Annotated in this window: 21 protein-coding genes; 9 read left to right on the forward strand and 12 right to left on the reverse strand. The window is 45.1% G+C overall.

The window, feature by feature from the left end; genetic code table 11:
• Positions 1-43: 43 nt before the first annotated feature.
• Positions 44-772, forward strand: a complete 729-nt coding sequence (locus tag THIAE_RS05440) for an outer membrane protein assembly factor BamD (protein ID WP_006460400.1) — start codon at positions 44-46, stop codon at positions 770-772.
• On the opposite strand, the gene THIAE_RS05445 is transcribed toward THIAE_RS05440, so the two are convergent.
• Genes THIAE_RS05445 through THIAE_RS05455 form a run of 3 tightly spaced genes read right to left on the reverse strand, consistent with a single transcriptional unit; the run spans position 753 to position 2,953 of the window.
• Positions 753-1,682 carry a M23 family metallopeptidase gene (locus THIAE_RS05445; protein ID WP_006460401.1) on the reverse strand — a complete coding sequence of 310 codons (930 nt, stop codon included), beginning with the start codon at positions 1,680-1,682 and terminating at the stop codon, positions 753-755. The genes THIAE_RS05440 and THIAE_RS05445 overlap by 20 nt on opposite strands.
• 3 nt (positions 1,683-1,685) lie before the next feature.
• Positions 1,686-2,129, reverse strand: coding sequence for a ribonuclease HI (rnhA, locus tag THIAE_RS05450; protein WP_006460402.1), 444 nt, complete (start codon positions 2,127-2,129; stop codon positions 1,686-1,688).
• A gap of 23 nt (positions 2,130-2,152) precedes the next feature.
• Positions 2,153-2,953 (reverse strand): class I SAM-dependent methyltransferase, encoded by an 801-nt coding sequence (locus tag THIAE_RS05455; protein WP_006460403.1) that lies wholly within the window; start codon positions 2,951-2,953, stop codon positions 2,153-2,155.
• Between the two features lie 109 nt (positions 2,954-3,062).
• On the opposite strand from THIAE_RS05455, the gene gloB reads away from it, so the two are divergent.
• From gloB to THIAE_RS05470, 3 genes are all read left to right on the forward strand, one after another.
• Complete coding sequence (gene gloB, locus THIAE_RS05460; protein ID WP_006460405.1) at positions 3,063-3,857, forward strand: hydroxyacylglutathione hydrolase; 795 nt, start codon at positions 3,063-3,065, stop codon at positions 3,855-3,857.
• A 90-nt stretch (positions 3,858-3,947) separates the two neighbouring features.
• Positions 3,948-5,750, forward strand: coding sequence for a LysM peptidoglycan-binding domain-containing protein (locus THIAE_RS05465; protein WP_006460406.1), 1,803 nt, complete (start codon positions 3,948-3,950; stop codon positions 5,748-5,750).
• Between the two features lies 1 nt (position 5,751).
• Entirely contained in the window at positions 5,752-7,806 is a 2,055-nt protein-coding gene (locus tag THIAE_RS05470; RefSeq protein WP_006460408.1) for a lytic transglycosylase domain-containing protein, read from the forward strand.
• A gap of 213 nt (positions 7,807-8,019) precedes the next feature.
• On the opposite strand, the gene cysS is transcribed toward THIAE_RS05470, so the two are convergent.
• On the reverse strand, positions 8,020-9,390 hold the full coding sequence (cysS, locus tag THIAE_RS05475) for a cysteine--tRNA ligase (protein ID WP_006460409.1): 1,371 nt from the start codon (positions 9,388-9,390) through the stop codon (positions 8,020-8,022).
• A 30-nt stretch (positions 9,391-9,420) separates the two neighbouring features.
• The gene (gene glnS / locus THIAE_RS05480; protein WP_006460410.1) at positions 9,421-11,088 is read right to left on the reverse strand and encodes a glutamine--tRNA ligase; all 1,668 of its coding nucleotides are present in this window, start codon (positions 11,086-11,088) and stop codon (positions 9,421-9,423) included.
• 146 nt (positions 11,089-11,234) lie between these two features.
• On the opposite strand from glnS, the gene THIAE_RS05485 reads away from it, so the two are divergent.
• The 3 genes from THIAE_RS05485 to THIAE_RS05495 all read left to right on the forward strand — a co-directional run bounded on the left by THIAE_RS05485 (position 11,235) and on the right by THIAE_RS05495 (position 13,204).
• A complete protein-coding gene (locus THIAE_RS05485) occupies positions 11,235-11,807 on the forward strand; it encodes a peptidylprolyl isomerase (protein WP_006460411.1) in 573 nt (190 codons plus the stop codon).
• A 92-nt stretch (positions 11,808-11,899) separates the two neighbouring features.
• Positions 11,900-12,406, forward strand: coding sequence for a peptidylprolyl isomerase (locus tag THIAE_RS05490; protein ID WP_006460412.1), 507 nt, complete (start codon positions 11,900-11,902; stop codon positions 12,404-12,406).
• Positions 12,407-12,466: 60 nt separating this feature from the next.
• Complete coding sequence (locus tag THIAE_RS05495) at positions 12,467-13,204, forward strand: UDP-2,3-diacylglucosamine diphosphatase (RefSeq protein WP_407635186.1); 738 nt, start codon at positions 12,467-12,469, stop codon at positions 13,202-13,204.
• On the opposite strand, the gene THIAE_RS05500 is transcribed toward THIAE_RS05495, so the two are convergent.
• The 4 genes from THIAE_RS05500 to THIAE_RS05515 all read right to left on the reverse strand — a co-directional run bounded on the left by THIAE_RS05500 (position 13,205) and on the right by THIAE_RS05515 (position 16,554).
• Positions 13,205-14,461, reverse strand: a complete 1,257-nt coding sequence (locus THIAE_RS05500; RefSeq protein WP_006460414.1) for a dicarboxylate/amino acid:cation symporter — start codon at positions 14,459-14,461, stop codon at positions 13,205-13,207.
• 73 nt (positions 14,462-14,534) lie between these two features.
• On the reverse strand, positions 14,535-14,828 hold the full coding sequence (locus tag THIAE_RS05505; RefSeq protein WP_025299336.1) for a rhodanese-like domain-containing protein: 294 nt from the start codon (positions 14,826-14,828) through the stop codon (positions 14,535-14,537).
• Between the two features lie 2 nt (positions 14,829-14,830).
• Positions 14,831-15,325 (reverse strand): phosphatidylglycerophosphatase A family protein, encoded by a 495-nt coding sequence (locus THIAE_RS05510; RefSeq protein WP_006460416.1) that lies wholly within the window; start codon positions 15,323-15,325, stop codon positions 14,831-14,833.
• A gap of 11 nt (positions 15,326-15,336) precedes the next feature.
• Positions 15,337-16,554 (reverse strand): argininosuccinate synthase, encoded by a 1,218-nt coding sequence (locus THIAE_RS05515; protein ID WP_006460417.1) that lies wholly within the window; start codon positions 16,552-16,554, stop codon positions 15,337-15,339.
• 148 nt (positions 16,555-16,702) lie between these two features.
• Here THIAE_RS05515 and asd point away from each other — a divergent pair, with 148 nt between their 5' ends.
• Positions 16,703-17,626 (forward strand): archaetidylserine decarboxylase, encoded by a 924-nt coding sequence (gene asd, locus THIAE_RS05520; protein WP_006460418.1) that lies wholly within the window; start codon positions 16,703-16,705, stop codon positions 17,624-17,626.
• Between the two features lies 1 nt (position 17,627).
• Complete coding sequence (locus THIAE_RS05525; RefSeq protein WP_006460419.1) at positions 17,628-17,966, forward strand: P-II family nitrogen regulator; 339 nt, start codon at positions 17,628-17,630, stop codon at positions 17,964-17,966.
• A gap of 51 nt (positions 17,967-18,017) precedes the next feature.
• On the opposite strand, the gene ntrC is transcribed toward THIAE_RS05525, so the two are convergent.
• From ntrC to THIAE_RS05540, 3 genes are read right to left on the reverse strand one after another with little or no spacing between them, the layout of a single operon-like run.
• Positions 18,018-19,466: a nitrogen regulation protein NR(I) gene (gene ntrC, locus THIAE_RS05530; RefSeq protein ID WP_006460420.1), complete on the reverse strand. Its 1,449-nt coding sequence runs from the start codon at positions 19,464-19,466 to the stop codon at positions 18,018-18,020.
• Entirely contained in the window at positions 19,463-20,524 is a 1,062-nt protein-coding gene (gene glnL / locus THIAE_RS05535; RefSeq protein ID WP_006460421.1) for a nitrogen regulation protein NR(II), read from the reverse strand. Before glnL ends, ntrC begins: the two co-directional genes overlap by 4 nt.
• On the reverse strand, positions 20,511-21,188 hold the full coding sequence (locus THIAE_RS05540; protein ID WP_006460422.1) for a metal-dependent transcriptional regulator: 678 nt from the start codon (positions 21,186-21,188) through the stop codon (positions 20,511-20,513). The genes glnL and THIAE_RS05540 overlap by 14 nt, the downstream gene beginning before the upstream one ends.
• Positions 21,189-21,205: the final 17 nt, after the last annotated feature.

Genomic DNA, 21,205 nt, shown 5'->3' on the forward strand with positions numbered 1-21,205 from the left:
GATAAAATCGAAAATATTTACTGACTATTCTAACCGAGAAATTATGTTAAAAACTTTTCGCTTACTTGTTATTCTTTTCGGCATGGTTGCTGTAACCGGTTGCTCCAACTTGATTCAAAAGCCAGAATCTCAATGGACTGTGGAAGAGTTCTACGATCGCGCTAAATCAGAGTTTGATAATGGTCAGTGGAAATCCGCTATCGAGTTTTATGAAAAACTTAAAGCTAATTTCCCCTATGGTGATTATGCAGAACAAGCCTATCTTGAACTTGCTTATGCCTATTATCGTTACGATGAACCCTTATCCGCTATTCGCGAGCTAGATGAATTCATTCGTTTGTACCCGCGCCATCCGCAATTGGCTTACGCCTATTTTTTAAAAGCCCTTGCCGCTGATTCAATTAACCGTAGCTGGTTAGATCGCTTCATTACTGATCCAGCCAATCGGGATATTCAATCAACTCAGCAAGCGTTACGCGCATATCAAGAAGTAATTCAACGCTTCCCTAACACAGATTATGCAATTGCAGCCAAACAACGTATTGTGATTATTACCAACCGCCTTGCTCGACGTGATTTGCAGGTCGCACAATTTTACTATGACCGCCAAGCTTACTTAGCGGCGGCTAATCGCGCACAACGTATTATTGAAGAATACCCTAATTCTCAAAGTAGCCGCAAAGCACTTGTTATGTTGCGCAAAGCCCATCAAAAAATGGGCTTAGATCAAACAGCGGCTGACATTCAGCAGGTTATTGAGCTGAATCGTTAAACTCTACCCTATTGTTGATAATTTGATCGCCGCGTTGCAAACGACGCGGCAAATCAAACGCCTCTTCTGGATCCACTCGAATATCCATCCAACTCATACCCCAATGTAAATGCGGACCCGTTGCTCGCCCCGTAGCACCCATCGTAGCAATCACTTGCCCCTGCTCAACTTGATCACCAACCTGAACAAAGATTTCTTCAAGGTGCAGAAAATCTGAGCGCAGACCGTAACCATGATCGACAAACACTGTACCACCACTTAATTCCATATCTGATACCAGCGTGACTTCCCCTGCTGCCGGTGCTAAAATCGGCGTGCCGGTTGCATTGGCAATATCAACACCAAAGTGCGGGCGTCTTGGCTCACCATTCAAAATACGCTGACTACCCCACACGCCAGTAATGGTGCCTTCGGCAGGCCAAATAAACGGCACCATAAAATCAGTCCGATCTAACATTAAGTCTCGTGCGGCCTTTGCTAAGGCGGCATCACGTCGAATACGCGCTTGTGCTTCTGGATCAGGGGTCACGAAACGTTGTGGCAAACCATCAATACGCTGAATTAAATAATCTTTCTTGGTTAAATCGATTTGAATATCAAAGCGAGGATGATCCGGTGGCGTAATCCGCACACTCACTGGCAAGGCCTGATCACGGCTAAATCCTATTAAGGCACGCCCTTGGGCATCAGCTTGCCATTTTCTTTGCCCCCATTCCAGTTGACTCATGGGTGGAACATGAATCAGTGCCCAGCCGCCCTGAATCAATCGCCCCTCAACAGATAATTGTTCACTCGCCGCTGTTGTAGCAGCCGCATAAACCTTTTGTGAACTCGCTATGCTGATTAAACCTGTTCCAACGATCAACGCACCACAGAGTGCAAGGGTTATTTTTTTTCTAAAGGCTATCATTGTTTATCCTAATAATTCCGCTATCGCTTGATTGGCTAATTGATCCACTCGCTCATTTTCTGGGTGACCACTATGGCCTTTCACCCAGCACCATTCCACTTGATGTGCGGCTAAGGCTGAATCCAACCTTTGCCAAAGATCTTGATTCTTTACTGGCTTGTTGGCCGCTGTTTTCCAGCCCTTTAACTTCCAACCCGCTAACCACTGAGTCACGCCATTCTTAACATACTGAGAATCTGTGGTAATTTTAACCTGACATGGGCGGCTCAAGGCCTCAAACGCCATAATCGCCGCCATCAATTCCATACGATTATTAGTGGTGTTCGCATCATGACCATACAACTCTTTTTCTTTATCGCCATAACGAAGTAACACCCCCCATCCTCCTGGCCCTGGATTACCTTTACAACCACCATCTGTAAAGGCCTCTACTTGATTTGATGCCACAAATTACCCTCTTTTTATAAAATTTAACGCGATGACGCTTTTGTATGACGAGATTGCGCAACCACTGGCTTACTGCCGCTCACCCATTCACTTAGCTGACTCGCTTTGTGCGGGCGCAGTGGCACCCATTGCTGTTTTTTTGCCACCACAATATAGCTTTGTGACATGGACAATCCAAGCTTAGTTAGCGGTTGACCCATTCGCGACACATAACGCATAATAGGCTGAAACTTTTGATTTACTTTACTTTCAAAACAACGACTTAAAGAATACTCTTTAACCAAAACATCATATCCAAGCAAGCGTAACCAATCCACGAGGCGTTCCATTTTAATAATGTGTGCCGCCCGCCATTGAGCTTTATCTTGACCCATTCGTTGTCGTAATACTAAACAACTCAGTGGATTAAACCCAGTAATCACTAGATGGCCATCAGCTCGAATAAGTTCATCAACATAACGAATAAAACGATAAGGATCGAGTGTCGATTCCAGAGTATGAGGCAACAAAATTAAATCGATGCTGCTGGCAGCAAAGGGTTGGGCCATCAAGTTAGCCAACACTAAACGCTCTGCGACTTGATCAGCAGAGGTTAAGGTTTCATCAACTAAAATATGATTTTTAATCCGTGACGTTGCCAATAAGCTCGTTTCACTCACCCGCCCCATTTGCACCAGATAGTAGCCAAATAAGTGATTAAGGTGCTGATCAATCAAGGTGCGTTCAAACTCCAACGCATATTGGCCAATCGGCGTTTTAAACCAATTTAGTAAATAACGTTGAAAACCAATATGAGAGTCGATAGCATCCTGTTGTTGCGTCATACCCCACCCTTGATATTTTATTTTTCACAATACAATGAATAGACTCTATGCATACCCAACTTCACCTAACGCGAGTATAATCGGGCTATAACTTTTAAGGAGCCGCCTGATGATTGTGCACAGCCTAACTGCGTTTAATGATAACTATATCTGGCTTATTGAACAACCACAGCATATTTGGGTGGTTGACCCAGGCGAGGCAAAACCCGTAATTGAATGGTTAGCACATCATCAACGCAGCTTAAGTGGCATCCTCATTACCCATCATCATGCTGATCACATAGGCGGTGTGGAAACACTGCTTGCTCATTACCCAGCTGCACGGGTTTTTGCACCAGCAACACTTCATAAAATACCCGTTACAGATCGCCTTAAAGAGGGCGATCAATTAGCGCTAGGTAATGCACATCTTAAAGTATTAGCAACACCAGGTCACACCCTCGACCATCTGTGCTTTATAGGGCAAGATGTGCTATTTTGTGGCGATACCCTATTTACCGGTGGCTGTGGACGCGTATTTGAGGGCACAACGGATCAAATGGCTGAGTCACTCGCCAAGATTAAAGCCTTACCTGCACACTTAAAAGTCTATTGTGGTCATGAGTATAGCTTGGCCAATTTAAATTTTGCAATCAGGGTCGAGCCAAACAACAAAAAACTGATTGAAAGGCGTAAATCCGTGAATCAGGCTTACATAGACCACCAAGCCATTGCGCCAACAAGCCTGCAAGTTGAACTCGATACCAATCCCTTCCTACGCACTGACGCAGCGGATGTAGCAACTGTTATTAGCCAAAGACTAAACAAAACAAAGCAACCCACCACAATTGGCCAACAATTTGCTTGTCTTCGAGCCTGGAAGGATGAATTAGATACGACTGGAATATTAGAAAAGACGTTTTAAAAATACATCTTAAAAATAGCTCACAAATACTTAGCCATGACTAAAAAATTATCTTACAATATGAAAAAATTTTAACTTGATGAATTCTCTATGTTTAAACCAAAAATTACGCTCCTGAGCTTTAGCATTGCCCTGCTCTTGTCAGGCTGTCAAACGATTAAAACGACTGGTGATGATTCGACCGGGGTATCTAGCGAAACTGCAACAGCCAGTACTAGTTCTCGTTCAAGCAATCAGCAACGCAGAATATCGAGCACTGAACCACGTTTTGATGCGGTACTTCGGGAAAGGTCGCGCCCATTCGATTTAAACGGCAATCGTCCTGACTTACCACTCGATAATCTATGGGATCAAATTGCCGTTAGTTTCGAGCTTATTTATGAACATCAGCCACACTATCAAGATTATTTAAACTTCTACCTCAATAATCCAAGACACTTTGAACGCGTATCTGAACGGGCTCAGCCCTACCTTTATCTTATCTACGATGCGATAAACGAACGCGATATGCCAATGGAATTAGCGCTATTACCCGTTATTGAAAGTGCATTTATCCCCTATGCTCGTTCAAGTATGAGCGCCGTCGGTTTATGGCAATTCATTCCCAGTACCGGACGCAATAATAATCTCGAACAAAATACTTGGTTCGATGGAAGGCAAGATATTTATCTCAGTACGCAAGCAGCACTAAACTATTTGGAACGTTTATATAATCTAAATGATCAGGACTGGTTACTAGCACTTGCGTCTTATAACGCTGGATACGGCCGGATCGTTCAAGCCAAAGCAAGGTTAGAAAAAGAACGCCCAGGTACACCTGCAACCTACTGGAATATTCGACCTTATTTGCCGCCAGAGACTCGAAATTATGTACCACAGTTATTAGCGGTTAGTTATTTGCATAAATACCACCGTGATTACGAATTACCCATTATCCCCGTTGCTAACGAACCTTTTTTAACCAGGATTGAACTTAATCAGCAATTTAGTTTGTACCAAGCAGCTGAACTGGCCGGGGTGGATATTGAATTACTCAACCACCTTAATCCTGGCTATTTAAAACATATTTCACCGCCAAACGGCCCACATACTTTACTGCTACCTATTGAAAATGCGCAACGCTTCCAATTGGCTTTAGCACAACCCCATAATCTTTACGATATTCGTTGGCACAATCATCGCGTTGTGGCGGGCGATACACTGGGACACATCGCTCAACGCTATGGCACATCGGTGGCGGAAATTCAGCGATTAAATAACTTATCTAATAACACCATACGCGTTGGTCGCACCTTAACCATTCCTATTCCAGCAGACTCTACAACACAACTTGCTGCCAATACAAACCAGCCAGCGTCAACCTCTCAGGTTGTTAATACCGCTAGCTCACGTGCTGAACAGCCGGCACAAACCCATCAAGTACGTGCGGGCCAATCACTATGGACTATTGCTCGCGACTATCGTGTATCAGTCAATGATTTAGCAGCATGGAATGATTTAGATCCACAGCGACCCCTCCAAGTGGGGCAAACCTTGGCTATTGCTAGCCCAGCAACCGTGGCAACAGCATCTAGCTCATCTCAACGACAAGTTCAGCATCAAGTGCAAGCTGGGGAAAGCTTATGGATTATTGCCCAACGTTATAATGTCAGTATCACCGAATTGCGCCGCTGGAATCAGCTAGGCCAAAATGCGGTCTTACAGCCAGGGCAAACACTTAACTTACACCTTCCTAATACCACCACTGAATATGTGGTCAAACGTGGCGATACACTTTGGGATATTGCCCGAGCATTTAATGTCAACACCAGTGATATTTTGCGTCAGAATGGTTTAAGTCCTCGTGGCATTCTTCGCCCAGGCCAGGTTTTAATGATTTCACCGGGCACCTAAGTTGCAAAAATCGACCTCATGGCGTATTTTAGGTTTTTTCCTAGTCAGTTTAACCTGGTCACTTCCGCTGTCTGCCACGACGAGTGAAGCCATTTTTCAACCTAACTCAGTTGATGTAGCGTTAAAAAATGACTTCGAAGCTTGGTGGGCAGCAGCTAAAAAAAATGATGCCGCACAGGTGGCTAAATTTGAGCAACAATTTGCAAACCACCCGCTTTTCCCAATGGGTCGCTACCTATTTTTACTAGAAAACCTTAATACTACACAACAACAAACCATTGTTGATTTTATCAACACATACCCGCAACTTGGATTAAGTGTTAGGCTGCAACAACGCTATCTTGACACCTTGGCCAACAACCAGGCCTGGTCACACATTTTAACCAGCCAACTTACGCCCAGCAATCAGCAACAACAATGCCTAGCAAAACGAGCCTTAATGGCTAATCAACCCAATCAACTGCCACTTAATGACTGGCAAAATTTTTGGCTGACTAACCTCAACCTGCATACTAGTTGTCGAGAAATTGAACGCCACCTACACCGCCAAGGTCTATTAGACTCAGATGCCCTCCTCGCTCGATTAAAGTTGTTATTTGAACAACAACGCCACGCCCAGGTACCTAGCATTATTGCCATGTTACCACCACAAGAGAAAGGCTGGAGCCAGGCCTGGTTAAATTTGGTTCAACAACCTCACCGCGTGAATGAGTTTAATTTTGAAAGCCTACCTGCACATATCAGACCACAGGTTGCCTACACGAGTTTAGTGGCGCTGAGCCGAACAGACCCAGAACAAGTACTACTACTAAGACAACAGGCACCATTTAAAAGTCTACTCACACCAGAACAGCAGATTCAGCTCCAACGAGAGGCCGGATTACGTTTAACCTATCGATTTGACGAACAAGGTTGGCAAACACTCAATCAACTGAATGATTACGCTGCCGAAGAAGCCACCTTAATTTGGCAAGCACGTTTTGCTATTCGCTATAGCAAATGGGCTGATTTAGCGCGTATAACAAGTGATATGCCTGAATCTTTAGCCACGCAAGCACAATGGCGCTACTGGCGTGCTCGCGCCTTGACTGAAATGGGCGACCAACAAGCCTTGGCACTGTTTGAACAACTAGCCACTGAGCGCAACTACTATGGGTTTTTAGCCGCCGACCGTTTAGGGAAACCCTACGCCATTCATCGCACAGCGGATTATGCAATTACAATCAGCCAAGAGCGTGCTTCGGCACTCATTCAAAGCTATCCGAGCTTACACCTGATTGCTGCCTTAGTCGATATAGATTGGCGTATTAATGCTCACCGTGAGTGGCATCATTTACTTAATATCGCCAAGACAGAAGATTTTTATGACCTCGCGGCTTTGGCTCACGCATGGGGCCTGCATCATTTAGCAATTACCACACTGGGACAAATCCAGGCCTGGGATGCACTCGATAAACGTTTTCCCGCGCCATTCAATCAGACGGTCATACGTCAAGCCGAAAGCCAACAGTTAGCATCAAGTTTAATTTACAGCATCATGCGACGAGAAAGTGCTTTCTATCCGCAAGCGCGCTCACCTGCTGGTGCCGAGGGCTTAATGCAACTGATGCCCAATACAGCGCGAGAAGTCGCCCAAAAACAAGGGCTAAGATCATTTAATCCACGAGATATATTCGATGCCGACATCAATATTCAACTTGGTAGCGCCTATTTAGCTGAATTGCTAGCTCGATATAATCATCCTGTATTAGCTATAGCGGCCTATAATGCAGGACCGTCACGTGTTAATCAGTGGTTGGTAGACTTAAATGGTGCAAATAGTATCGAAGCAGACCAATGGATTGACACCCTGCCTTTTTTTGAAACACGTCGTTATGTGCGCCAAGTGCTTGAACATAAGCTGGTCTATGATTTTATTCTAGCTAATCCACACGCAACGCCTATAACCACTTATGTTAGTAGCCAATTGAATACTATTGAGCAAAACACTGATGCCAACGACTGGATTCCGCCGCAGCGCCTTTCTTCTCTAATGACGCCTGTCACACTTCGTTAAGTTGATCTTTTCTGGTTAAATTTTGGGTAAAAAAAAGCCAAGCTCGAGGCTTGGCTAAAAAATTATCAAAAGATAACTAAAGGAGGATACTCATGAAGAAACATGAATAGCCTTCATTTTAATAAAAGCTTATGGCGCTGTCAATTTTTTTTATACCAATATAAGGCTAATCTATATAAGCAAATTTGTAGCACGGCATAGATTAAGTAAGACTTAACTACGCCGCCAGCTTGTCCCTTCCTTGCCATCGAGCAACTCTACCCCTTTAGCCAACAATTCATCACGAATTTCATCCGATCGCGCCCAGTTTTTATCGGCACGTGCTTGAGTGCGTTCAACAATTAAGGCTTCAATCGCATCATCGGTTAAACCATCCGTTTGACCAACCTGGCTTTTAAAAAAGCTTTGCGGTGTTTCAGTTAACAATCCCAAGCGGTTTGCCAGGCTTTGTAGCAAGGCCACCAGGCCTGGTTGTTGAGTTTTATTGACTTCTTTGACCAATTCAAACAACACCGCCATGGCTTGCGGGGTGTTGAAATCATCGTCCATTGCTTCGTTAAACTTGGCTTCAAAGTCGGTGTTTTCTGCTACCAGGCCTGGTTCTGCGGCTTGCAACGCGGTATATAAACGCGCCAAGTTGGTTTTAGCAATATCCAGGTTTTCAATCGTATAGTTCAACGGACTGCGATAATGGCTCGATAACAAGAAATAACGAATCACTTCCGGATGATAATCTTTTAACACTTCACGAATCGTAAAGAAGTTATTCAGTGACTTGGACATTTTTTCGTTGTCCACGCGCACAAAACCGACATGCATCCAGGTATTCACATAATGTTCGCCGTGGGCACATTCCGACTGGGCGATTTCGTTTTCATGATGAGGGAACTGCAAATCCATACCACCGCCATGAATATCCAGACGCTCACCAATACAAGAGCCTGACATCGCTGAACATTCAATATGCCAACCAGGCCTGCCCTGTCCCCAGGCCGAATCCCAAGCCGGTTCATTTTCTTTAGACGCTTTCCAGAGCACAAAATCCATTGGGTCTTGCTTGTTCGGGTTAATCTCGACTCGCGCGCCCGCTTCAAGGTCTTCTTGTTTTTTACCGGATAAACGGCCATAAGATTCAAAAGACTTCACTTTAAAATACACATCGCCATTTGGAGCGGCATAGGCATGACCCTTTTCAATCAAGGTGTTGACTAGCTGCTGAATCTCCGGGATAAAATCGGTCGCCTTGGGTTCGATATCCGGGCGCAAAATATTCAACGCCGTTTCATCTTCATGCATCGCTTTAATGAAGCGCTCGGTCAGGCTTTGTACCGACTCTTGATTTTCAAACGCCCGATTAATGATTTTGTCGTCAATGTCGGTGATGTTACGCACATACTTAACTTCAAGCCCGCGCGCGCGCATATGGCGCACCACCGTATCGAACACCACCATCACCCGCGCATGACCGATATGGCAATAGTCATAGACCGTCACCCCGCAAACATAGATGCCGACTTTACCGGGCACAATCGGTTTAAAGGTTTCTTTTTGACGGGTTTCGGTATTATAAATCTGTAAACTCATACATTTCTCTCAAGCTCGAATTAGGGTTAGTTAAGCGTTTTCGCTCCAGGTGTCGCGTAGGCCAACGGTGCGGTTAAACACCAGGCCTGGGTGTTGATTGTCGCGACAGAAATAACCTTCACGTTCAAACTGATACGCCAATTCAGCTTGTGCATCGACCAGGCCTGGTTCAACAAAGCCTTTTTTAATCACCAATGAATCGGGGTTTAAAACCGCTTCAAAATCCTCAGCCTTGCCGGGATTAGGCACGCTAAACAAACGGTCATATAAATGGAATTCTGCCGGCACCGCTTTGCTGGCTTCAACCCAATGAATCACGCCCTTGACCTTGCGACCATCGGCTGGGTTTTTGCCCAAGGTATCGGGGTCATAAGAACAATAAATAGTTTTTAGCTCGCCGTTTTCATCGTTTTCAAAGCGTTCCGCTTTAATAATATAGGCATTACGCAAACGCACCTCTTTACCCAGCACCAAACGTTTAAAGTGTTTATTAGCTTCTTCGCGGAAATCATCGCGGTCGATATAGACCTCACGGCTAAAGAAAATCTCACGTTTGCCCATCGCCTCGTTTTGTGGATGCACCGGAGCATGAATCGATTCGACCTGCCCCTCAGGATAGTTTTCAATGATGACCTTAACCGGATTTAATACCGCCATCGAACGCGGCGCATTGACATTCAAATCATCACGCACCGCCGCCTCAAGAATCGACATTTCGGTAAAGCTATCCACCTTGCTGATGCCAATGCGCTCGGCAAAGTCACGCAAAGACGCAGGGGTATAACCGCGACGACGCAAACCGGAAATGGTCGGCATCCGCGGGTCATCCCAGCCGGACACCAGTTTATCGTCCACCAATTGATGCAGCTTACGCTTTGACATCACGGTATATTCAAGATTTAAACGCGAAAACTCATACTGACGCGGACGCGTCGCGTTCGGCAAGGTAATATTGTCCAAAATCCAATCATACAAACGACGGTTATCCTGAAACTCCAAGGTGCATAATGAATGGGTCACGCCCTCAATCGCATCGGAAATGCAATGCGCAAAGTCATACATTGGATAGATACACCAAGCATCACCGGTTTGGTGGTGATGTTGGAAGCGTACTCGGTATAAAATCGGGTCGCGCATACACATAATCGGCGAGCTCATATCGATTTTGGCGCGTAGCACACATTCGCCTTCTTTAAAGCCGCCATTGCGCATTTTTTCCAGCAATTGGCGGTTTTCTGCCGCAGGCGTGTCGCGATAGGGACTCGGTTTACCGACTTCAGTCAGCGTGCCGCGATATTCGCGCTGTTGTTCCATGTTTAAAAAGCAAACATAAGCCAAGCCCTTATCCACCAACTCCATCGCATACTGATAAAACTGCTCGAAATAGTTGGAACTGTAACGCACCTCACCCGACCATTCAAAGCCCAACCACTGCACATCGCGCTGAATCGACTCAACATACTCCATATCCTCTTTCGCCGGATTGGTATCGTCAAATCGCAAGTTACACTGACCTTGATAATCCAACGCCAAGCCAAAATTTAAGCAAATAGATTTGGCATGACCGATATGCAAATAGCCATTTGGCTCTGGTGGAAAACGGGTTTGAATGCTTTGATGCAGCCCAGACGCTAAATCTTCGTCAATAATCGTACGAATAAAATGAGTGGCGCGTTCTGGGGTGGTATGGTCTGTCATCCGCTCGGGCTCCTAAAGAAGGGTTCGCTTAACTATAAATTAAACCAGCTATTATACACAGAGTTAAAATAGGCTACAGGCGGTTACGCACTTTTGCTTTCAATGCTAAAATAAAATTTAATTAAAATTAAACAAAGGTTATGCCCATGCTTCGACGTTCATTTATTACCGCCGCACTTGCCGCCACATTATTGTTTAGCGCGACAGCCAAAGCTGATAATCCAAGAGTGTTAATAGAAACTAATCTTGGCAGCATGATCATTGAACTTTATCCCAACGAAGCGCCACTGACTGTCGCTAACTTTTTAGAGTATGTGAATTCAGGTTTTTATGATGGCACAATATTCCATCGTGTCATTGGTAACTTTATGATTCAAGGCGGCGGCATTGATGAACAAATGCGTCGCAAACCGACCCGCGACCCGATTCAAAACGAAGCCGATAACGGCTTGCAAAACCGAATTGGTACCATTGCGATGGCACGCACCAATGATCCGCATTCAGCGACTTCACAATTTTTTATTAACGTCGCCAATAATAGCTCTTTAGATTTTCGTGAAAAAACCCCTCGTGCCTGGGGTTATACCGTGTTTGGTCGTGTTGTCGATGGTATGAGAACCGTCAACCAAATTCGCACGCAACCGACCACCTCACGCAATGGCTATCAAGATGTACCCATCAATCCTGTTGTGATTGAAAGAATTCGTCAGATTCAGTGATTTATTATAAAAACCATGCAGAATACCCACTAATCCAGTAGTATAAGCAGCCCAAAATAACCTTCAAATAACGACGCGTAGGATAGATAAAGATGATGAACCTTGTAACCTTTGAAACCACTCTGGGCCAGATTAAAATAAAAGTTGATCACGAGCTCGCACCGATTTCTGCACAGAACTTTATTGACTATGCTGAATCCGGTTTTTATAACGGTACAATATTCCATCGCATCATTCCTGACTTCGTGGTTCAAGGCGGTGGCTTAGATGCCGAAATGAATCAGAAAAAAACCCAGCCTGCCATTGAAAACGAAGCAGACAACGGTCTTAAAAATAAGCGTGGCACCTTATCTATGGCACGCACGCAAGCCCCTCATTCAGCGACCTCGCAGTTCTTTATCAACTTAAAGGATAACGACTTCCTAGATCACCGTTCGCCCGACCTCCATGGTTGGGGATATGCTGTATTTGCTGAGGTCATTGAGGGCATGGATATTGTAGATAAAATGGCTGCTGTGAAAACAGGTAACCGGATGGGGCACAGTGATGTGCCTGTTGACGATATCTACATTGAAAACACCCTTGTTTCGGAAGCCTAAGTTCTGAGCCTATCTGCAAGTATCAACACAATTGATATAACTGGCCATCGCACTTTAGTGGTGGCCGACATCCATCTTATGCCGAACTTAGCTCAAGATACCACCGCCCCACTTCACGCAATTAATCAGACTTTTTTAGCCTTTTTAACTGGCCCTGCATTGCACGCAGATCAACTCATCATAATGGGCGACTTATTTGAAGCCTGGCTTGGTGATGATGTCAGCATGGCGTTTTATAGCCGTGAAATTGCGGCACTGGCTAACTTGAGTCGCCAGGGTACACAGCTTTATATCGGACTAGGTAATCGTGATTTCTTGATAGGCCAGGATCTACTCAAAGCCTGTCAAGCCAAGGGGGTATTTGCGGATCTAATTGAACTATACCAAAACCATCATCCAGCGATACTGCTCATGCATGGAGATAGCCTATGCACTGATGATAAAGCCTATCAACGGCTGCGTTTTTTTACCAAGCAGGCCTGGTTTAAACGATTTTTACGCCAATTACCCCTATCCTGGCGTTTAAAACTGGCGCATAAATTACGTGCAAAATCGCAAGCCGCCAATCAATATAAATCAGCGGCCATCATGGATGTCAGCTCAGCTAGCCTAGCTAAACTATGGCTAGACTATCCTAAAGCACAGCATCTGATCCATGGACACACCCATAAACCGGGACATCATCATTTTGAGTCAGGAAAACAACGTTGGGTGGTGGGTGACTGGCATGAACAAGGTGCAACCTATGTAGCCATTGAACAGGGCCAACCTAGCCTTAAGCAATTTAATTACCCCTGATTAATTACCACTAATCGGATAGGTTACCTTTTCACCGTCAAGACGGGCTAGAACAACCGCCCCAACAGAATCACTAAATATATTTACCGAAGTTCGCATCATATCGAGTAAACGATCAACTACCAGCAACAAGCCTAGCGCCTCTAGAGGCAAGCCTACAGCTAATAAAATCACACTAATGGCAACTAAACTCGCAGAAGGGATACCGGCCACACCTATCGAGGTCGCAAGTGCCAAAAACACCACCAACACCTGCTGCCCGAACGTTAGCTCCACGCCAAATAATTGCGCTATGAACAATACCGCTACACATTCAAACAAGGCTGTGCCATTCATATTTACTGTTGCGCCCAAAGGCAGCACAAAGCTGCTGATACGATTAGAAACACCGGCGCGTTGCTCGACATTCGCAAGGGTTACAGGCAAAGTGGATGCTGATGAACTGGTTGAAAAAGCAGTTAAGAGTGCAGGCGCCATAGCTCGGTAATGCTGCCAAGGGGATTTAATGCCGCCCACATAACGAAGGATTAAAGACATCACAACAACAAAGTGGAAAGCTAAAGCCAAAACCACGGTGATAAAAAACCAAGCCAAGGAGCCAAACTGATCAAAACCACTGCGTGCAACCGAAGCAGCTACCAAACCAAACACACCATAAGGCGCAAACTTCATCACCCATTGTGTAATCAACATCATGACATCAAACAAGCCCTGCCAGAAGTTTTGCATGGTTTCCCTTGCCGGACCCTTGACCTTGGTTAGGAAAAAACCAAACAGAATACTAAAGAAAATCAAGCCGAGCATTTGCATTTCTACGGCGGCCACAAAAATATTCTCAGGCACCATTCGAAGAAAAATCTCGACAATATCGCCGGCACCGCGCCCTTCTACCGCCATAGTAATTTGTGGATTGGCCTCTAATTGAGGTGGTGGGTTATCACTTACCCCTGGTTTAATCAAATTTACCAAAGATAAGCCGATAACAACGGCAATTAAGCCTGTCGCAATATAATAGCTGAGCGTACGAACACCTAAGCGACCAAAACCACCTTGACCACCAATATTACTGACCCCCAAGATGATAGCCGATACCACTAACGGGATCACAATCATCTTCAGTGCGTTTAAAAACAAGGTGCCAATAAAATCAAAAATAGCTAAGGCTGGTACACCCAAAACTTGACCTGTTGTACCCGCTAAACTCCCTGCTATAGCAGCAAGCGCGAGCGCAATAAGAATTTGGATAGGTAGTGCCATAGTGTCTCCTTGACTGCCCAAGTGGACAAAGTGGTTTTTATAGCATTTATCTAATCAATCTGAAGGCTGTCAATCAGCCTGCACATTGATTCCAGGCCATAAATGAGCCTAGATTAAACACCTTTTTAAATCCATTATCTTTTAAATATTGGGTTGCCATTTGCGAACGCGCACCTGAATGACAAAACAAAATCACCGGTAAATCGGGGTTGAGTTCTTTTAAGGAGCGTTCAGCAAACTCATACAACGGCATATTCACCGCTTCAGCGATGGCATTCATCCGCAATTCATTAGGTTCACGAACATCCACTAATTGTCCCTGCTCTTCTTTAACGAGACGCTTAGCGTCCATACATGTAATAAACATTTTTAACTTACCATGAAAAAAATTAACCAAATTGATGCAATAGCCATAACAGCCGCCACCACATCATCAAGCATAATGCCAAAACCGCCGGAAACATGGCGATCTAACCAACCAATCGGCCAGGGTTTGATAATATCAAACAGCCGAAATAACCCAAACGCTAATAGCCACCATAACCAGGCCTGGTCTGGCAAAAGCAAGACGACTAACCAAATGCCAACAAACTCGTCCCATACAATCCCACCATGATCATGCACACCCACTAACTCGGCAGCTCGACCACAAATCCAGCTACCGGCCACCAGCCCTAAGCCAAATAATAGCCAGGCAACTACGGGCGCATAAACTACCAGTGGGATAAATAACAGCCAACCAAGCAACGTTCCCCAGGTTCCCGGGGCTTTGCGAGCTAAACCTGAACCGAAACCAAAACCCAGCATTAATGCCGGGTGTTGACGTAATTCAGTCCAACTTGGCCAGTGAGTTGGATTCGACATCTTGACAAAAATTACTTAGCTTGACGCTTACGCGCTGCAATACGCAAACGCAAGGCATTCAGTTTAATAAAGCCTTCAGCATCTTTCTGGTTGTAGGCGCCTTTATCGTCTTCAAAGGTCGCAATCGACTCGTCAAACAAACTATCTGACTCAGACTTGCGACCGACAACAATCACATTACCTTTATACAACTTTAAACGCACCACACCGTTCACCACTTTTTGTGAATGGTCAATCGCCGCTTGCAGCATTTCACGCTCCGGGCTAAACCAGAAACCGTTATAAACCAATTTGGCATAACGTGGCATCAACTCGTCTTTAAGGTGCGCCGCTTCGCGGTCTAAGGTAATCGACTCAATTGCACGATGGGCTTTCAACATAATGGTACCGGCCGGTGTTTCATAACAACCGCGCGACTTCATACCCACAAAACGGTTTTCAACCAAATCATCACGACCAATGCCATTCGCGCCACCGATTTTATTTAATTCTGCCATAATCGTCGCCGGAGACATGGCTTGACCATTCAACGCCACGATATCGCCTTTTTCATAGGTCAACTCAATATAAGTCGGCTCGCTCGGCGCATTTTCAGGTGCAACCGACCAACGCCACATGCTCTCTTCTGGTTCAGCCCAAGGATCTTCCAATACCCCGCCTTCATAAGAAATATGTAGCAGATTCGCGTCCATTGAATAAGGTGACTTTTTTCCCTTCTTATTTTCAATCGCTATATTGTGCTGTTCAGCATAGGCCATCAATTTTTCACGCGAATTCAAATCCCACTCACGCCACGGCGCAATCACCTGCACATCCGGCATCAACGCATAGGCGCCCAATTCAAAGCGAACCTGGTCATTGCCTTTACCGGTTGCACCATGCGAAATCGCATCCGCCTGCACATCCTTCGCAATCTCAACCAAACGCTTGGCAATCAACGGACGCGCAATCGAGGTGCCTAATAAGTATTCACCTTCATAAATCGCATTGGCGCGGAACATTGGAAACACAAAATCACGTGCAAACTCTTCACGCAAATCTTCGATAAAAATTTCTTTAATGCCCATCGCTTGGGCTTTCGCACGCGCCGGCTCTACTTCTTCACCCTGACCGATATCGGCCGTGAAGGTTACCACTTCACACTGATATTCATCTTGTAACCACTTGGCAATAATGGAGGTATCCAAACCACCTGAATAGGCCAACACTACTTTTTTTATTTCTGACATGCTATTTCCTTTTAAAAATAAAAGCTGCTTTAATGCCCTATCAAACGATAAGTCGTTTAAAGCAAACCCAACCCTATAAATTTGTGAGATTATACCTTAAAATTAATGTCTTATTGAGTCGAACCCCATGCTTATCAGGAATTACATCATGCTTGATTATGTAAAAGTTGTACCGCAGTATCTCGTTCCACAACACATGCTGTCAAACATGATGCATTGGTTTATGCATATCGAACAACCTTGGATCAAGCGTCAAACCATTCGAGCGCTCACCAAACTTTATGACATTGACTTAACCGATGCGGTTAAAACTGAACCCGAGGATTACCCTCACTTCAATGCATTTTTTACCCGTGCTTTAAAAGCAGACGCTCGCCCAATTGCTGAAGGTCAACAAGTGTGGGTTAGCCCAGTCGATGGCGTGATTAGCCAAAGCGCCCGCCTTGATGGCAATCAAATGGTTCAAGCCAAATGCCATGATTACACAATTGAGGCATTACTGGGTGGCGACATTGACTATGCTAAACAATTTCATAACGGTCAATTTGGGGTCATTTACCTGTCCCCTCGTGATTACCACCGTATCCACCTACCCATGAGTGCGCAGTTGATTTCAATGACCTATGTGCCGGGGGATTTATTTGCGGTGAACCCTGCCACAGTTAAATTAGTACCTGGCTTGTTTGCGCGTAATGAGCGTCTAGTTTTACGCTTTCAAACCGATCAAGGACCTTATGCACTCGTTATGGTGGGGGCGATATTTGTTGGCAGCATGGAAACCGTCTTCGAGGGCAAAATCACCCCTCATTATGGCCCTACCATTAAACATTGGGATTACACTAATCAAAATCTACACTTTAATAAGGGCGATGAAATTGGTCGCTTCAACATGGGCTCGACCGTAGTATTGGTCACGCCTGAAGGACTTTTCTCAGAGCTTGGCCAACAAGCCTCTCGATTTATTAAAATGGGTGAGGCTTTTACTGCCGATACTCGTGCTGACAACCAGCCTAACAATTCGCGCCAAGACACCGATAACGATGAAGATGAACATGCCATAGGAGGCATCTAACATGAAACAAATTACTGCAATAATAAAACCCTTTAAACTTGATGATGTTCGTGACGCATTGCATGATATTGGCATTCACGGCATGACGGTCACTGAAGTCAAAGGCTATGGTCGTCAAAAAGGTCACACTGAAATGTATCGTGGTGCGGAGTATGTGGTTGATTTTTTACCTAAACTTAAGCTGGAAATTGCGATCGACGATGATCAAGTAGATAGCGCCATTGAAGCCATTGTGACCGCTGCCCAAACGGGTAAAATCGGTGATGGCAAAATTTTTGTCACGACTATTGAACAAACCGTAAGAATTCGCACGGGTGAAACCGGCTCAGCCGCGCTTTAAAGCGCTGTTGTACTGATTTTTGGGCTCACTTAATTAACCCAAAAATCAGCGTTACTCCAACCCCAAGGCTTGGCTTTTACGTGTGAGCGTATTACGCCCCCAGCCTAGCAGCTTCGCAGCATTTTGACGATGAAACTGACTGGCTTGCAACGCCGCTTCAATCAGTACTCGCTCAAACATTGGCTCAGCTTGAGTATGCAAGCCCTCTTGCCCTGATGCCAAAAACTGATCAGCCCACTGGCGTAATAATATCGGCCAATCCTCGTTATCGTCCCCCGATACCACCTGAGTCGGTCCTTGCCGAAACTCCAAAGGCAAATCTTCCATCCTTACCAACTTATCCGGTGCCATGATGGTTAACCAAGTACACAGGCTACGCAACTGCCTAACATTACCCGGCCATGGTAATCTAGATAGAAACACTTCCACGTCTTTATCAAAGTGCTTTTCTTCTAAACCTAGTGACTTGGCTTCTTTAGACATATAAAACTTTAATAACAAGGGAATATCGTCAGCCCGTTCGCGCAATGCCGGAATTTTGATACGAATAATGTTAAGACGATACAGCAAGTCTTCACGAAAGCGCCCCTCACGAACTAACTGTTCCATATTTTGGTGGGTCGCGGCGACAATGCGTACTTTAGCATGAATAGGATTACGCCCACCGACGCGATAAAAACTGCCATCATTTAACACCCGTAGCAAACGCGTTTGCAGATCGACCGGCATGTCACCAATTTCATCAAGAAACAACGTGCCGCCATTCGCTTGTTCAAAACGACCGATACGTTGCGAGTGCGCACCGGTAAAGGCGCCTTTTTCGTGGCCGAATAATTCTGACTCTAATAGCTCACGAGGAATCGCGGCGGTATTTAAGGCCACAAAAGGTTGATCAGCACGAGGGCTTAACTCATGCAAAGCCTGCGCGATCAGCTCTTTACCGGTACCCGTTTCACCATTAATCAGCACCGTTACATCTAATTGCGACACCCTTCCAATAATCCGAAACACTTCTTGCATAGCCGGAGCACCGCCAATGATATTAAGCGGTTGTTTACTCGATGCAGTAGCACGATGTTTAACCACACGCCCACCCGATAATTGACGCTTAATCGCCCGCTCAATTAAACTTATGGCTTCATCAATATCAAAAGGCTTGGGTAGATATTCAAATGCTTTACTTTGGTAAGAGCGTACCGCGGTATTTAAATCAGCATGGGCGGTCATAATAATCACTGGAATTTTCGCATCAACCTCATGAACCGCTTCCATAAAGGTCATCCCATCCATATCAGGCATGCGAATATCAGTGACTATCACGGTCGGCGGCGCACTAGACAAATGTTTAAGTGCTAAAGTCGGCGAGTCAAACAACTTAACGCGATAAGGCTTATCTTCAAGTGCGGCCTCTAACACCCAACGAATGGACGCATCATCATCAACAATCCATACGACCGCTTGATCATGGGTGCTTGCTGGTTGTTGGGTTATTTCAGTCATTCCTGCCCTCTCTCAAACGGTAAATAAACATGGAACACCGTGTGGCCCGGTTCACTTTCAGCCACAATCAAGCCACCATGTTTTCTAACTATATTTTGTGCAACTGGCAAGCCTAAACCTGTCCCTTCTTTTTTACTGCTCACCATCGGGTAAAAAATCGAATCAAATACCTCTTTAGGAATGCCGCTACCCTCGTCATGAATACTGATAACCGCTACTATAGGATAGGTTTGCGTACCTAAGGTAAATTTTCGTTCCACACGTGTGCGTATCGTGATTAAACCTTGCAACCCATCCATAGCTTGCACCGCATTGCGCAACAAATTCATAAACGCCTGTACCATGGCCTCACTGTCCATCAAAATCTCTGGAATAGAAGGGTCATAATCAAGCATTAACTCGACACCCGCTGGAAACTCCGGCTTTATAACGGTAATAACATGGCGAATAATCTCGTGAATATTCTCAGGCGTTTTAATGGCTGACTGTTTTGGACCAAGCATAGAATCAACCAAATTTCTTAAGCGAATCACCTCCTTAGCAATAACATCTAAGAAGGTTTGTGAGCGGGTATCCTGCTGTAAACGCTTTTGTAACAACTGGGTCGCACCATAGATGCCAGCCAAGGGATTTTTCACTTCATGGGCGAGCGTCTTAACCAACAAATTACCCGCTTCATATTGGTGCCAGCGCTCATCTTCTTCAACAATTCGATGATGGCGTTCCGTATTAAACAATTCAATTAACCAGCCCTGCTGCCCAACCAATTCATAGTTTGACAAAGTAGCACTAACTCGCACGCGGGTTAAATCAGGCAATTGTAGCTGGTATTCATGTACGGTTAAGCGCTGTTCACCAAAATTAGTTAAATCATCTAGCAGGCCTGGTAACAATACTTGCCAGGGAGACCCGACTATTCTGCGAGTACTCACCTGCAATAGTTCGCCGGCAGACATATTGATGTATCCAACTTTCTGAGATGCATCCACCCAGATAACCGATGTAGCTAAACCATCAAGCAATTCTTGCCAGTAGAACGGCGCACTATGATCCGTCATAATTCAATTCAACCATCAAGGCTTGGGCAATTCGATAATCCAGCGCATGGAGTTGATCGCCAATTTGCAACATAATCGGCCCTTTGAAGGGCGCTTTCGACTTCACTAATAAGGTTTCCCCCATCGCTAAGCCAATACTGGTTAAATAACGCAACTCCTCTGGCGAACGGTTTTTAATTCGAGCTAATTTAACCTGCTCACCCTCTGCCACATCGATTAAAGCTTTTACTGCCTGTTCACTCATCACACCATCTTGATCTGGAATTGGCGAGCCATGTGGATCATGGGTCGGACGCCCCAAGGCTTCCCACATGGAATCGACCAACTTATCGGAAACGGCATGTTCTAGGACTTCAGCCTCTTCGTCAACTTCATCCCAGGCATAATTCAAACGCTCGACTAAATACTGCTCAATAACGCGATGACGCCGAATCATTTGCAATGCCACTTGGCGACCAGACTCTGTCAGTGCAACACCGTAATAAGGCTCATAACTCACAAATCCTTGATCGGATAGTTTTTTTATCATATTGGATACAGACGCTTGCGCAACATTTAAGCGTGCAGCAATGGCAGAGGTATGCACCCCTTTGTCTGTTTGAGTGGGGTCCTCTAACTTATAGATACACTTTAAATAATCTTCAATGGCCTTTGATGCCGACATAACTGTTTTCTCTATTG

The organism is Thiomicrospira aerophila AL3 (assembly GCF_000227665.2).
Classification (GTDB): Bacteria; Pseudomonadota; Gammaproteobacteria; order Thiomicrospirales; family Thiomicrospiraceae; genus Thiomicrospira; species Thiomicrospira aerophila.